General features: G+C 29.0%; 14 protein-coding genes. All 14 read left to right on the forward strand.

What is annotated here, in order from left to right; translation table 11 throughout:
• The first annotated feature begins 27 nt into the window (after positions 1-27).
• On the forward strand, positions 28-681 hold the full coding sequence (locus IO99_RS00780) for a CpsD/CapB family tyrosine-protein kinase (protein ID WP_035129118.1): 654 nt from the start codon (positions 28-30) through the stop codon (positions 679-681).
• Positions 662-1327 (forward strand): sugar transferase, encoded by a 666-nt coding sequence (locus IO99_RS00785; RefSeq protein WP_198028536.1) that lies wholly within the window; start codon positions 662-664, stop codon positions 1325-1327. Before IO99_RS00780 ends, IO99_RS00785 begins: the two co-directional genes overlap by 20 nt.
• A gap of 35 nt (positions 1328-1362) precedes the next feature.
• Positions 1363-2565, forward strand: a complete 1203-nt coding sequence (locus IO99_RS00790) for a glycosyltransferase family 4 protein (RefSeq protein WP_035129120.1) — start codon at positions 1363-1365, stop codon at positions 2563-2565.
• 60 nt (positions 2566-2625) lie between these two features.
• Positions 2626-3663, forward strand: a complete 1038-nt coding sequence (locus IO99_RS00795) for a polysaccharide biosynthesis protein (protein ID WP_035129122.1) — start codon at positions 2626-2628, stop codon at positions 3661-3663.
• A 56-nt stretch (positions 3664-3719) separates the two neighbouring features.
• A complete protein-coding gene (locus IO99_RS00800; RefSeq protein WP_035129124.1) occupies positions 3720-4829 on the forward strand; it encodes a hypothetical protein in 1110 nt (369 codons plus the stop codon).
• A gap of 12 nt (positions 4830-4841) precedes the next feature.
• Positions 4842-5960 carry a glycosyltransferase family 4 protein gene (locus IO99_RS00805; protein WP_035129125.1) on the forward strand — a complete coding sequence of 373 codons (1119 nt, stop codon included), beginning with the start codon at positions 4842-4844 and terminating at the stop codon, positions 5958-5960.
• Entirely contained in the window at positions 5954-7273 is a 1320-nt protein-coding gene (locus tag IO99_RS00810) for a hypothetical protein (RefSeq protein ID WP_035129128.1), read from the forward strand. The genes IO99_RS00805 and IO99_RS00810 overlap by 7 nt, the downstream gene beginning before the upstream one ends.
• A gap of 108 nt (positions 7274-7381) precedes the next feature.
• The gene (locus tag IO99_RS00815; RefSeq protein WP_035129131.1) at positions 7382-8875 is read left to right on the forward strand and encodes a polysaccharide deacetylase family protein; all 1494 of its coding nucleotides are present in this window, start codon (positions 7382-7384) and stop codon (positions 8873-8875) included.
• A gap of 12 nt (positions 8876-8887) precedes the next feature.
• Complete coding sequence (locus IO99_RS00820) at positions 8888-10174, forward strand: oligosaccharide flippase family protein (RefSeq protein WP_051823801.1); 1287 nt, start codon at positions 8888-8890, stop codon at positions 10172-10174.
• 1 nt (position 10175) lies between these two features.
• The gene (locus IO99_RS00825; RefSeq protein WP_035129134.1) at positions 10176-11753 is read left to right on the forward strand and encodes an asparagine synthase C-terminal domain-containing protein; all 1578 of its coding nucleotides are present in this window, start codon (positions 10176-10178) and stop codon (positions 11751-11753) included.
• Between the two features lie 53 nt (positions 11754-11806).
• Positions 11807-11944 carry a hypothetical protein gene (locus IO99_RS18910; RefSeq protein ID WP_156964258.1) on the forward strand — a complete coding sequence of 46 codons (138 nt, stop codon included), beginning with the start codon at positions 11807-11809 and terminating at the stop codon, positions 11942-11944.
• Positions 11941-12909, forward strand: coding sequence for a GNAT family N-acetyltransferase (locus IO99_RS00830; RefSeq protein WP_051823803.1), 969 nt, complete (start codon positions 11941-11943; stop codon positions 12907-12909). Before IO99_RS18910 ends, IO99_RS00830 begins: the two co-directional genes overlap by 4 nt.
• Before the next feature lie 4 nt (positions 12910-12913).
• On the forward strand, positions 12914-13876 hold the full coding sequence (locus tag IO99_RS00835) for a GNAT family N-acetyltransferase (protein ID WP_035129503.1): 963 nt from the start codon (positions 12914-12916) through the stop codon (positions 13874-13876).
• Positions 13877-14071: 195 nt separating this feature from the next.
• Complete coding sequence (gene tagD, locus IO99_RS00840; RefSeq protein WP_035129137.1) at positions 14072-14479, forward strand: glycerol-3-phosphate cytidylyltransferase; 408 nt, start codon at positions 14072-14074, stop codon at positions 14477-14479.
• Positions 14480-14656 lie beyond the last annotated feature (177 nt).

The raw sequence follows: 14656 nt of genomic DNA on the forward strand, positions 1-14656 counted from the left end.
ATTTTTACTGGGGGATGCGAGGAGTAAATGCATATAGTTGAAAAAGAACCGAAATCTATTGTAGCAGAGAGTTATAGAACATTAAGAACAAATTTGCAATATTCATCCTTTGATGGGGAATATAAGGTAATAGTAATAACTAGTCCAAATCCAACGGAGGGAAAGAGTACTGTAGCAGGAAATTTAGCTATATCCTTATCAAAGGGTGATAAAAAGGTAATATTGATAGACTGTGATTTAAGAAAACCAGTGTTACATAAAAGGTTTAAATTGTCTAACGCTACAGGATTGTCGGATATAATATTAGCAAAGGAAACCAGGGTAATAGTTGGTCAGAGATATAATGAAAACCTAATAGTGATAACGGGAGGAACAGTACCACCTAATCCATCAGAAATGCTAGGCTCTAAATACATGACTAACTTGATAGCAGCGTTAAGAGAATTATATGACTATGTGATATTAGACACTCCACCTATTCAATTAGTTACAGATGCACAAATTTTATCAGCAAAGGCGGATGGAACTATATTAGTAGTAAAAGCAGAAGAAACTAAGAAGAGTTCGGTACATAACGCCATAGACCTGTTAAGAAAGGTTAATGCCAATATTATAGGGATTGTACTAAATGGAGTGGAGAATAAGGGGAATAGCTATTACTATGAAGATGGTAAAGTGTAATAATTTTCCCTCAGAAAAGGCGTTATGTATAAAGATAAAAAGAGGGTTTAGAAGAGCTATGATTTTATTTAAATATAATAGTCTAAAGAGAATCTTTGATATTGTATTTAGTTTAATATTGTTATTAGTCACAAGTCCTATTTTAGTATTGTCACTAGTAATTGTTTATTTACAGGATTTTAAGGAACCTTTATTTTCACAAAAAAGACTTGGTTTAAATAATAAGGTGATTAAAATTTATAAGATTAGGTCAATGGTTCATAATGCTGAAGAGAATGGAGTAAAATGGACCAGTGCTAATGATTTAAGAATAACTTGGTTTGGCAAATTTATTAGAAAGACTAGAATTGATGAGATTCCACAACTATTTAATGTTTTAAAAGGGGAGATGAGTATAATTGGTCCTAGGCCTGAGCTAGAGTTTTTCTATAATGAGTTTGAAAAAAACATACCGAACTTCAGGGATAGACTGGTTGTGAAACCTGGTCTTACAGGATGGGCTCAAATTAATGGCGGATATAATATAACACCACAGAAAAAACTTGATTTAGACTTGTATTATATAAAAAATATAGGGTATAAGCTTGAAGTGAAAATATTTCTTAAAACTATAAAAGTTATATTTACAGGAGATGGAGCAAGATAAAGGTATTGAGTATTAAATTAGGAGGATTTCGTGGGATGAAACTCATACTTGTATGTGAATTTTTTTATCCATATAAAACAGGAACCCAGAAAATACTAACAGAATTAGCAGAGGATTTAGTTGAGTATGGCTTAGAAATTGAAGTTTTGACAACTAAAAATTCTTATAGAGAAGAAAGTCAGAAGGTAGAAAAACAAGAGGTATATAAGGGCATAGGCATTAAGAGAATATTTTCTACGGATAAAAATAGAGATAGCAAAGTTGGAAGAATATTGAATTATTTAACCTTTACTATTAGCGTATTCCTCAATTTACTAACTAAAAGGAATTATGAAAAAGTTCTGTTAGTTTCAAATCCTCCTTTATTACCATATATAGGATATATCATTAAAAAGATAAGAAGAAAAGATTATATTTATTTAGTACACGATATTTACCCTGATGTTGCAGAAAAATTAGGTGTAATAAAAGAAGGTTGTCTCATATCAAGAGTAATGAATTATATAAATAATAAAATTTATAGCAATGCAGAAAAGGTTATTGCCTTAGGAAAAGACATGAAGGAGGTTATAGTAAATAAGGGTATAGAAGGTAATAAAGTAAAAATTATAACCAATTGGGCAGACTCAAAAGTAATTTATGAAAAAGAAATAGACATGAGTTTTTGTGAAAATCATGGGCTTAAAAATAAGTTTAACATTTTATATACAGGTAATATTAGTAAAGTTCACGATATTGATACTATTATTGATACTGCCAGAGTACTAAAGGATGAGAAAGATGTTAAATTCACCTTTGCTGGAAGTGGCAATAGAAAGCAATATGTAGTGGATTTAATAAAAAGTGAAGGATTAAATAATATTCAAGTAATAGACTATATGTTTGGTGAGGAGTATAATAATCTGTTAAATTGTGCAAATGTTTTTGTAACAACTTTAAATAAAGAATTAAAAGGCTTAGGAGTGCCATCTAAGACCTATACCTATATGGCACTTGGAAAGCCATTGATAGCTATAATGGATAAAAGCAGCGAAATAGGAAGTATGGTTAATAAGTATAACTTAGGTAGACAATTTGAAACAAATAATTCTCAGGCTATAGTTCAATTTATTTATCAGCTTAAAAATAATGGGGAATTATACAATAAAATTTCTGACAATGTAAGAAAAAAATTTAAGGATGATTATGAAAGAAAAAAAGTAACTGAAAAATTTTATAATGTAATAATATCTTCTTGATAAAGTGCATAGTAAAAAACTTTATAAGGAAGATAGTAATGAGTATAAAGGGGTTTTAATATGTTTAAGGACAAAATATTGCTAATTACTGGAGGGACAGGTTCCTTTGGAAATGCAGTTTTAAATAGATTTTTAAACACAGATATTGGAGAAATACGAATTTTTTCTAGAGACGAAAAAAAACAAGATGATATGAGAAAGAAATATAAGAATGATAAAATAAAGTTTTATATAGGTGATGTAAGAGATATACAAAGTATAAAGGGCGCTATGAATGGTGTGGATTATATATTTCATGCTGCTGCACTTAAACAGGTTCCAAGTTGTGAGTTTTTTCCTCTTGAAGCTGTTAAAACCAATGTTCTAGGAACGGATAATGTACTCACAGCGGCAATAGAGGCTGGAGTTAGGAAGGTAATATGCTTATCTACAGATAAGGCAGCTTATCCTGTAAATGCTATGGGAACTTCAAAGGCAATGATGGAAAAGGTTTTTGTAGCAAAATCAAGGACAGTTTCCCCGGATAAGACCTTAATATGTGGAACTCGATATGGAAATGTTATGTGCTCTAGAGGGTCAGTTATTCCACTATTTATTGAACAAATTAAAGCCGGAAAGCTCCTTACAATAACGGAGCCTAAAATGACCAGATTCATAATGAGTTTAGAAGAGGCAGTAGATCTGGTAATGTTTGCTTTTGAGAATGCTGAAAGTGGAGATATCATGGTTCAAAAGGCGCCAGCTTGCACTATAGAAGTACTGGCACAGGCTATAAAAGAACTATTTAATGTGGAAAGTAAAATTAAGATAATTGGAATTCGTCATGGTGAAAAAATGTATGAAACACTTTTAACCAATGAAGAATGTGCTATAGCAAAAGATATGGGAAAATTCTATAGAGTTCCAACGGATAAAAGAGATTTAAACTATGAGAAGTATTTTACATATGGAGATAACGAAAGAATAAAGATACAAGAATACACATCAAATAGTGCAGAGATTCTTGATGTTAAAGCTGTTAAAGAGAAGCTATTAACCTTAAGGTATATTCAAAAGGAGATAAATAGTTTTAATAGTGGCATAGTCACAATTAGGTGATAAGTGTAAGCATAAAGGTTGTAATTATAATTTTATATATATGAGGGGAATAATGTATGAGGTTGATAGCAAAAAATGTTATTAAATCTTACAAAGGATATAAGCCACTATGTTATATAAATGCAGAAGAGGTACTTGTGTTTAAACAAATGAGATTTTATATTTTTAGTTTGCAAAAAGAAGAATTTGATTATTTATGTGACTTACCAGCTAATATAAAGTGTAGGATGTTGTCTAAGTTAAGAATTTGCCAGAGAATATTTAGATTAGAACCTAGAACAGCTATTCTCGTGAAGGAAAATCTGTGTTTAGTTTCCTTTAGTGGTGGTGTATATCTATTAGATATTGAAGCCAAGAATGTGTTAAAGGTACATGAATATAGAGAAGGAATGAGCAATGTTCTATCATTCACCAAGATTTCAAATTTGAGAACTGTGGATGATGGAATTTATTATGGCGATTATTTTACTAACTCCTACAAAGAACCTGTAGGTATATATAAATACAATGAAAAACAAGGAATATTTAAGCAAATTTTTAAGTTTTCACAGGGAGAAATAAATCATATTCACCAAATTGTTGAGGATAAATGTAGGGATAGAGTTTGGATATTTACAGGAGATAGTGGAGATGCAGCTGCAATTTGGTATACAGAGGATAATTTTAAATCTATAAATAAGATTTTAGGACAAAGCCAGCTATATAGGGCTTGTAAGGCTTTTGTAGTTGAGAAAGGGTTAATTTATGCAACAGATACACCTTTAGAGCAAAATTATATTAGGTTATTAAAAATTAAAGATAGTGAAATAGAAGAGCAAAATTTAGCAGAGATAAATGGATCAAGTGTCTATGGAACCTATGTAGGTGGAAAGTTTATTTGGTCAACCACGGTAGAACCACAAAATGGTGAAAAAAGTAAATTATTACACCTATTATCTTACAGGCGAGGTTTAGGAATAAAAACTTGGAACAGTGAAGTAATTGAATATGATTATAAAAATAAAAGTATACAGGTAGTTAATAGCTATAAAAAGGACATTTATCCAATGGGATTATGTCAACTTGGGAGTGTGATGTTCATTGAGAATGAGTTCCAAAGTGGAAGACTGATTTCCTATGGAAGTGCACTTAAAAAAATAGATAATGTAATGATGGTTAGGCAATGATGGGGTAGTATTATGAGCAAGAAAGTTTTAATGATAGTATCTAATGGTTTTGACCCAGACCCTAGAGTATATAAAGAAGCAAAGGCTTTAAGGAATAATGGATATGATGTGGAAATCTTATGTTGGGATAGAGAAAATGATTATTTGGATAAGGAAATAGAGGTCTTAGAAGGAATAAAGATAAAAAGAGTGTATCCATATGCAAGATACAGCACTGGTATAAAGCAGATAAAGGCCTACATTAAGTTTTTGCTAGAAGCAAGAAAATATATTAAAGATAAGAAATATGATGTTATCCATACCCATGATTTTGAATGTGCAATAATTGGAGGTTTATTTAAAAGACAGAGGAAATTCATATGGGATATGCATGAATTCTATGACGGATTTAATCATTCAAAAATAAGAGCATTTATATATGAAGTAATTGCAAAAATTTGTTTTAATAAATCAGATGGTATTGTTTTTGTTGTTCCAGAACAGGAAAGTAGATATAAAGAGAAAATCAAATGTAATACTAAAACTGAAGTCATCATGAATTATCCTGAAGCAGAAGCCTTTGACGGTCTAAGAAATGTTCCAAGCCATAAATTAAGAATATCATTTATTGGCAATGTAAGAGATTTTAAATCTTTAAAGAGTTTAATGGATGTAGGAGAAAAATTTCCTAATGTGTTAATTAATATTAACGGATATGGTTCAGCCTATGATGAATTAAAGGGTATAGAAAGTAATTATAAAAATACAGTTATTACAGGTAGATATAGCTATGAAGAAATAAGAAAATACTATGAAAATACAGATATTGTTTTTGCAGTATACAATAGTGAACTGCCTAATACTGTATATTCATTTCCAGTAAAGGGTGCAGAGGCAATTATATGTTGCAAACCAATAATTTCAAATTCATCAACCATATTTGGTGACTATGTAAGGGATATGGATATAGGATTTCCTATAAGTGATAAATCTGAGGATGAATTATATTATGTAATAAAAAGTATAATTGAAGATAAAAGAATATTGGAAAACAAAGTAAGAAATCTAGGGAAAATTAGAAGTAAATTTTTATGGAGCAACGAAGCCAGTAAGTTGATACAGTTATATAATGAAGTTTTGATTGAGTGGTGATTGATATAGAAGTTAAGAAATGTGAAAAAGTTCAACAAGCTATATTAGTTATAATAATATTAGTAAATTTCGGATTAATGCCTATAGTACAATATGCCGAATCATTAATAGGAGTTAGTTTTATAAAGAGGCATATTATAGTTATAATATCTATTTTAATATATTGCATTACTGGGTTTATATATAATTTCAATAAACTTAGGGTTAGGGTAAGGATAGAGCTATTTACTTTTATAACTTGTGTTTTACTACAATTAGTAGCAATGCCTTGGGCTATAAGGTATGGAGATAAAGGACTTAGTGTTTATATAAGTGTTATTCTTAATACCTTTATTTCATCATGGTTAATGTATTTAATTGGAAGCAATTTTCACAAGCTTAAGGAGATTATAATAAATCCTAAAATAAAGTTGATAATGAATATTTTATTTCTTACTTTTGTTGGACTTATTATCTATGGGGTTACGTTAAATCCCTATGGTGAATTTCAAATATATTATGGAAAAATAAAAATTGATTATTTATTTATAGGTGATACATTTGCCATATATGCCTTCTTAATATTGTACGCAAATAAAAACAGATATTTTAAATTTCTTATAACTATATTAGGTGTACTAACTTTATATTTGATATCATCAAGGTTATCCTTTGCTATTTTTATAGCAGTTGTTTTCATTAATATAGGAATAGGGTTAATTAATAAGGTAGACGGATTAAATAGGGTAGCCATATTAAATAGGGGAATAAAAAAGAAAAGAATGTTATATTCAATAGGATTAATTACTTGCTTCCTCCTAGTTATCATGATTTTCACACACAAGTTAGGAAAAATAGAAATAAGCATTGATAAGTTGTACAACAATAGAATATTTGGTGGGCTTACTGATATAAAGAACGATGAATCTTATGTATCAAGACAGGAACTGGTAATATTAGGGAGGAGTGTATTAAGAGAAAATATTGTATTAGGAAAGTTTATGTATGAAGTTGAGATTATGGGAATTACAGGTGGCTACATACATAATATGTTTTCTTATTTAGTAGAATATGGACCTATATTCTTTTTCTTGTTTATTGCATGTTTACTAAAAAAAAGCTGGCAATTTTTTATACTGTATAAAAAAACAAAATTAAAAGATTCCTACGATGTGCTTAAGATTAGTATATTCATTTTTACCTTAATGAGTATAATTCTCGGAAGGTCATATATATATGCATATATATGGTTGCCAATAGGTATGATTAAAACCATTAATTGTAAGGAGCTCAAATCATACAGTAGGCTAAAGGATATACCAAAAGTGATGTAGGTTATGGTACTGATATATATTTAAATCATACAGTAGGTTAAAAAATATATGAATTTAATTTATAGATAAATTTCAAGATAAGTAAAATGAAATGATAGGTGAATTAAAGTGATAAATATATTTATAGAAGATAAAATTCATGAAAAAAAAATTAAATATGTATTTGATTATATATTTATGGTTTTAGGCCTTAAGTATAAATATGTGGAATATATCCAAGATTTCAAAAATGTGAACAATATTCTAGAATCATCAGATAGAGAATTTGAGCAGGATTTAAAAGGTATAATTATAATCTATGTAAAAGGTGATTTCACTAATCAGCATGAAACTGTAAGTAATAGAATTTATATAAAAGAAAGTAAAAAGTTATTTAATGATAGATATTTGAACAACATAGATTATGTTGTAAGAAGGCTTGATAATATAGTAAATTTAATGGGAGATAATGAATTATTTATAGAAAGAAAGAATAATAGTATTAAAACTAATATAGACATCATCTCTGATATTTTCTTTTTACTAACTAGGTACGAGGAAATAGTGAATAAGGAGCCATATACTAATGAAAAATTTAATAGGTTTCCATCTTCAGCATCCTTAATGACTAAAGAAAATGTATTAGATAGACCCATAGTAAACGAGCATATAGAGCTGTTATGGTCATGGATTGAGGAAATGAATTTAGGCTTTCAAAGAAAGCTTTGGTGGGGTGATAAGGACTTTGCTGTATGTATATCCCATGATGTAGATTTTTTATTAAGGTATAGAGCTGCGAGAAATATTATAAAAAGCATTGGTGTAGCTATATTAAGAAACAAGTCTATAAAGCAAACCATAAAGGTAACAAAGAACTATATTCAAAGCAAAAAAGATTACAAAAAGGATCCCTTCTTTACCTTCGATTATATCAGGGATATGGAAATAAAATACGGTCTAAAGTCATCCTTTTATTTTATGGTAGGTGGAACTAGCAAACTTGACAATTTTTATAATATATATGATGAAAAAGTTTTAAATTTAATAAATGATTTGGACCGAGGAGGCTTTGAAGTTGGATACCATGGTAGCTTTAATACTTTTAATGATTTAAGTCTTATGAGGAAAGAGAAAGAAGTTTTGGACAATATACTTGAGAATAAGAATTATGGAGCTAGGCAGCATTGTTTAAGATTTAAAGCTCCATATACTTGGAGAATCCAAGAAAAATTAGGAATCCTATATGATACAACTCTAACATTTGCTGATGAAGCAGGGTTTAGATGTGGAACTTGTTTTCCGTTTAAGCCATATGATGTGCTAAAGGATAGAGTTATTGATATATGGGAGATTCCTTTGATTGTTATGGATGCTACTTTGATAGAGAAAGAATATAGCTTTCTTACCCCGGAGGAAAGTTATGAAAAAATTATTAGTTTGGTTAAAGTGGTGAGGAAATATGGTGGTGTTTTCAGTTTATTATGGCATAACACATCTTTAGATAGATATAATTCCCTATATGACCAATGGATACCACAATATGAAAGAATCATGGAATATCTAGGTGGGGAAAAAGCTTTAAATGATACAGGAAAAGTTATAATAGACTATTTAAATCACTAGGAGATTAATAGTATGAGCTTTAAAAGAAATTTGATAAGTAATGTTATATTTCAGATTATAAATGTAATTATAGCATTTTGCACAAGTGTTATTGTAGCTAGGGCGTTAGGTCCAGAGCTACAGGGACAATCAGCTTATTTTATGCTGATTATTACTACAATTTGTGAATTTGCAGATTTAGGAATAAATAATTCAACCATTTATTTCTTAAAAAAAAGTAGCTATAACAGTAGTGAGGTAATAGGGACTAATCTAATATTTCTCATAGCTAATAGTGTATTTATAGGTGCATTATTATTGTTTTTAAGAATTTTAGGAGTGGTTCTTTCAAACTATAGTATATTTGTTTGTATTGTTGGAGCTACAAGTATTATATTTGCTTATTTAAAGGTTATGGGGTCTGAGCTTTATATTGCTAGAGAAGAGGTATATAAATTAAATAAATCTTTATTAGCATTTAAACTAATGAAGATTTTAGTGCTTGCTATATTATATATTTGGGGAAGGTTTAATATTCAGTCCTATTTAATTACCATGAACTTCATTACTATAATAGAAGGAGCAACCATATTTTTATCTATAAAAAATTCCTATGAGTTTTCCCTTAAAATGAATTTTCAATTTTTAAGAGTTGAAATTAAATATGCAATAAAGATGATACTTGCTTATTTGTTTATTTATTTAAATTATAAGGTGGATCAATTATTAATAAAGACAATGCTAGATGACTATCAGTTAGGATTGTATTCTGTAGCTGTGTATTTGGCTGAACTCTTATTTTTAATACCCACATGCATTAATTCGGCTTTAATAGGTAAGGTATCCAACATGAAGACGGATTTTAAAGATGTAATAATGAAAACAGTAAAGGTAACCTTTAATTTATCTATAATTCTAAGCTTAGTTGGATGCTTATGTACTGCACTTGTACCAATGGTATATGGAGCAGAATATGCAACTATAAAGATAACTATAGTTATTTTATTTGTAGGAATCATATTTGCTTCCATAGGTAAGGTTGCATACACTTATTTTACTATGAATAATAAACCGGAAGTACACATGTATATATCTTTAGCCACTTTAATTATTAATATTATTGGAAACTTTATGTTAATACCACTGTTAGGCATTAATGGGGCAGCTATAGCATCTACGATTTCTTATACATTGTATGGAGTAATATATCTAGTTATTTTAAATAAGAAAGAATATGTAAAGTATGGAGATATGCTATTTATCACCTCCAAGGATTTTAAGGATATGAAAGCCATACTTAAAAAAATAAGGAGTGAATAAATTGATTAAGCTAGTTGACCATAGTTTTAAATGGTATATAAAAGATAATATTAGTGTTATTGGATATGCTTTTATCGAAGAAGAATATCTAAATGATGAGGAGTTGGCTTACTATATAAAGGTTAATTTAGATAAATATAAGGATTTAAACAAGATATTAACTGAATTAAATGGTTTTTTTTCTATAGTTATTGAAAGTGGTGAGAACATTTATTTATGCTGTGATAGAACTAGAAGCTTTCCTCTGTTTTATTATATTGACCATGAAGGAATTAGGATATCAAATTTTACAAAGGAAATAGTAGGAGAAAAAATAGAACTAGATAGTGAGGCTGTGGAAGAATTCAAATATTCAAGTTTTGTGACGGGGGGAGATACTTTAATAAAGAATTTAAAGGCCGTACAAGCTGGAGAATTTATAACTATCAATAAATATAACTATGAAGTTTTAAAAAATACCTACTATGAATTTGCACATAAGGAGTATCTAGATATCCATAAAGTTGAGTTAATAAAAACAATTCATGAAAAGTATATGGGAGTCTTTAAAAGGCTCATAAGAAGTGTGGAAGGTAGAACCATAGTTATTCCTTTAAGTGGTGGGTATGATTCAAGGCTGATAGTTCAGATGTTATATTTGCTTAATTATAAAAATATCATTTGTTTTTCCTACGGAAAGCTAGGCAACAAGGAATCATTAATATCTAAAAAAGTAGCAGAACACTTTGGTTTTAAGTGGATATTTATAGAGTATACGGAAAGTAAATTAAAAGCAATGTATGAAGATATAGATAAATGTGAGAATTTTGCGTCAAATTATGTTTCTGTAATTCATTTGCAAGATTACATTGCTATCAAAGAGATGAAGGAAAATAGTTTGATACCAGATGATAGCGTCATTGTACCTGGTCATTCTGGAGATTTTATTGCAGGAAGTCATATTAAGCAATGCTTAACTAAGAATATGAAAAATCATAATACCATTAATAATGAAATAATTAAATCACACTACAATTTATTTAAAATAAGAAATTATAAATCAATAAAAGCTAGAGTTAATAAAAATTATAAAGTAATAGGAACTAATTCGATTAAAAATAATATCTCCCATTTTGAAAAATTTGATTGGAGAGAGCGTCAGTGTAAATTTATTATTAACTCCGTAAGAATGTATGAGTTGTTTAATTTTCAATGGAGAATACCACTATGGGATTTTGAACTTATAGATTATTGGTGTGAGATAGGTTATAGATATAGGATAAATAGAAATTTATATATAGAGTATGCTAATGGACTTGAATTAGAACAAGGCTTACATCTTAACCAGAATAATGTGAAAAGTGAAAAATCCTGTGGTGTTGGGGTAGTAATTAAAGAAAAAATTAAAGAAAGCTTTTTAGGTGGGATATTAAGATTTATTAAGTTTATAATTTCCTATGATAAGAAGGAGTTTGGATTTAATAACTTAATGAAGAGACATACATTTATTAAAAAGGGTATCATGGGAGCTATAAATGATAATTCAATATTTGCAGACGAGTATTTATTAAAAGTATTGAAAAGAAGTAGGAGTAAATAAAACTAATAATATTATTGCATGATTTTTGTAGAAAAGTACATGGAGGAAATACAATGAATTTTCAAGTGGTTTTTCACGGAAGAGAATTATGTGTTTATAACTCAAGGTCTAATGGTATATTTATAATAAATGATAATCAAGCTATTATTATTCATTACCTTAGAGTTAGGGAGGAGCAGCGTGGAAAATGAATAAAGAAAGGTATAGGGAATTATGTAAAACAGAAAAAACAATACCTATCTTTCTAATGGATTGGTGGATGGATGCTGTTTCTATGGATGGAGAATGGAATGTAAAGTTGTATGAGCTAGATAGTGAGATAATGGGGGTATTGGTATATTATTTAACCAATAGAGCAAATAAAAAAGTAATAACTCTACCGCCGTTGACTCAGAAAAATGGTATATGGATTAAGTATCCGCAGTATCAAAAGCAAGTTACAAAAATCTCCTACGAAAATAAGGTTACAAAAGAACTTTTAAATCAATTAGAGAGGGAAGATGTATATTCCTATAACCAAAATTTCGATTATAATTTTCAGAATTGGTATGAATTTTATTGGCGAGAGTATATACAAACTACTAGGTATACCTATGTAATTGAAGATTTAGCAGATTTAAAGAAGGTTTATGATAATTTTGATAAAAGCTTAAGGTGCAATATCCGAAAGGCAGAAAAAGTAGTACAAGTTAAAAGAAATTTAAGTATTGAAGAATTTTATAATCTTAATAAAATAACATTTGAAAGAAAAGGTGCGAATATACCCTATTCCTTTGAAATAGTAAAACGAATTGATGAAGCTTGCAAGGAAAGAAAATGTAGAGAAATATTTTACGCAATAGATGAATATGAAAACATTCATTCTGCAATATACATTGTTTGGGATTGCCATAGCGCATATTATATAATGGAAGGTGTAAATACAGAATTTCTAAATAGTCAAGCTACATCCTTATTATTGTGGAAGGCAATAGAGCATTCATCAGAATATGTGAAGAAATTTGATTTTGAAGGAAGTATGATGCAAAGTATAGAAAGGTTTTTCCGAAAATATGGAGGGGTTCAAAGGCAATATTTTAATATAAAGAAGATTTATAAACATGACTGTGTGTATGAGTTTGCAAAAAAAATATATAAGAAAATTAATAATAGGTGAAGATATGAATAATAAAGAAGCTTATATAGAGTTGTGCAGTAGGGAAAAAACAATTCCTATATTTTTAAGACATTGGTGGTTAGACGTAGTAAAGGAAGACGGGGAATGGGATGTAATAATTGAAAAAAAAGGTGAGAACATTATTGCGGCACTTCCCTTTTATTATAAGAATAAATTTGGGATTAAATATATAACTCAACCTATTTTAACTCAAAAAACTGGTCTATGGATTAAGTATCCAGTAGGACAAAATTATACTAAAAAGTTATCATATGAAAAAGAGACAATGACTAGCATCATAGAGAAGTTAGATGCGCTACAATTTCAAGGATATAAACAGCATTTTGATTATAGTATAACTAATTGGTTACCTTTTTACTGGAAAGGGTATAGCCAGACTACAAGATATACCTATGTATTAGAGGATATATCTAATATAGATAAAGTATTATTAAATTTTGATAGCTCTAAAAGAAAAAATATTAGAAAGGCCGAAAAGATAGTTGAGATAAGATATGATTTATCTGCAGAGGATTTTTATGCCAATCACAAGATGACATTAAAAAAGCAAGGGCAAAATATACTTTACTCCTTTGAGGTGTTTAATAAAATTTATAATGCTTGCTATGAAAGAAATAATGGACGAGTATTCTATGCGGTAGATAATGTAGGTAATATCCATTGTGCTTTATTTATAATTTGGGATGAAATCAGTGCTTATTATCTGATAAATACAATAGATCCAAAGTATAGGAATGTGGGGGCAGCAAGCTTAACTATATCAGAGGCCATAAAATATGTAGCTAATTATACTAAAAAGTTTGACTTTGAAGGCAGTATGATAGAAAATGTGGAAAATTCCTATAGGCGATTTGGTGCAGTACAAGTACCATATTTTTGCATATACAAGGAGTATTCTAGATTGTTTAAGATGCTAAATCAGATTAATAAAATTGTTAAAAGGTAGCAAGTTATAACACCACTGGGTCAGATTAACTTCCATTTAATACCACGGGGTCAGACCCCCTCCCATAAAATGGGGTGGGGTCTGACCCCGTTACATTTTATTCCAAAAAGTTGCTCATTACCATGTATAGTATTATAATAAGTAAGAAAACAAAATATAAAAATAAAGTAATTTATTTTTTGGAGGAATTTAATAATGAAAAAAGTAATTACCTATGGCACATTTGATTTATTACACTATGGTCATATAAACATATTAAAGAGAGCTAAGGAGCAAGGAGACTATTTAATAGTAGCTTTATCAACAAATGAGTTTAATGAAGTTAAAGGTAAGAAGTGTTATTTTTCATATGAGGAGAGAAAAAAATTATTAGAAGCAATTAGATATGTGGATTTAGTTATTCCAGAAAATAATTGGGAACAAAAAATTAATGACATAAAAGAATTTCATGTAGATACTTTTGTCATTGGAGATGACTGGGAAGGGAAGTTCGATTTCCTTAAAGAATACTGCAAAGTTATATATTTAGGCAGAACTCCTGAAATATCAACAACTAAAATAAAACAGGAGCTAGGTCTAGGACAAGTTGCAATAGGAAAATAATATACATTAAAATGGGACTAGTGTTGATTTGCTAGTCCTTATTTTATTGTCAATGGAATAAATAAAAACAGTATAAGTTAAATAAGGAAAACTAAACACAAGATAAAAGTTAGATTATTATTAGAGTTTTTATACATAGGATTTGTGTAAACAGAGTTCTTAGCTTCTATGAAGCTT

Source organism: Clostridium sulfidigenes (assembly GCF_000732635.1).
Lineage (GTDB): Bacteria > Bacillota > Clostridia > Clostridiales > Clostridiaceae > Clostridium_J > Clostridium_J sulfidigenes.

Excerpts from the sequence above, each read along its gene's own strand:
- IO99_RS00795 (WP_035129122.1), top strand. The coding sequence starts at position 2,626 with ATGTTTAAGGACAAAATATTGCTAATTACTGGAGGGACAGGTTCCTTT.
- IO99_RS00805 (WP_035129125.1), top strand. The coding sequence starts at position 4,842 with ATGAGCAAGAAAGTTTTAATGATAGTATCTAATGGTTTTGACCCAGAC.
- IO99_RS00800 (WP_035129124.1), top strand. The coding sequence starts at position 3,720 with ATGAGGTTGATAGCAAAAAATGTTATTAAATCTTACAAAGGATATAAG.
- IO99_RS00830 (WP_051823803.1), top strand. The coding sequence starts at position 11,941 with ATGAATAAAGAAAGGTATAGGGAATTATGTAAAACAGAAAAAACAATA.
- tagD (WP_035129137.1), top strand. The coding sequence starts at position 14,072 with ATGAAAAAAGTAATTACCTATGGCACATTTGATTTATTACACTATGGT.
- IO99_RS00820 (WP_051823801.1), top strand. The coding sequence starts at position 8,888 with ATGAGCTTTAAAAGAAATTTGATAAGTAATGTTATATTTCAGATTATA.
- IO99_RS00785 (WP_198028536.1), top strand. The coding sequence starts at position 662 with ATGAAGATGGTAAAGTGTAATAATTTTCCCTCAGAAAAGGCGTTATGT.
- IO99_RS18910 (WP_156964258.1), top strand. The coding sequence starts at position 11,807 with ATGAATTTTCAAGTGGTTTTTCACGGAAGAGAATTATGTGTTTATAAC.
- IO99_RS00780 (WP_035129118.1), top strand. The coding sequence starts at position 28 with ATGCATATAGTTGAAAAAGAACCGAAATCTATTGTAGCAGAGAGTTAT.
- IO99_RS00790 (WP_035129120.1), top strand. The coding sequence starts at position 1,363 with ATGAAACTCATACTTGTATGTGAATTTTTTTATCCATATAAAACAGGA.
- IO99_RS00835 (WP_035129503.1), top strand. The coding sequence starts at position 12,914 with ATGAATAATAAAGAAGCTTATATAGAGTTGTGCAGTAGGGAAAAAACA.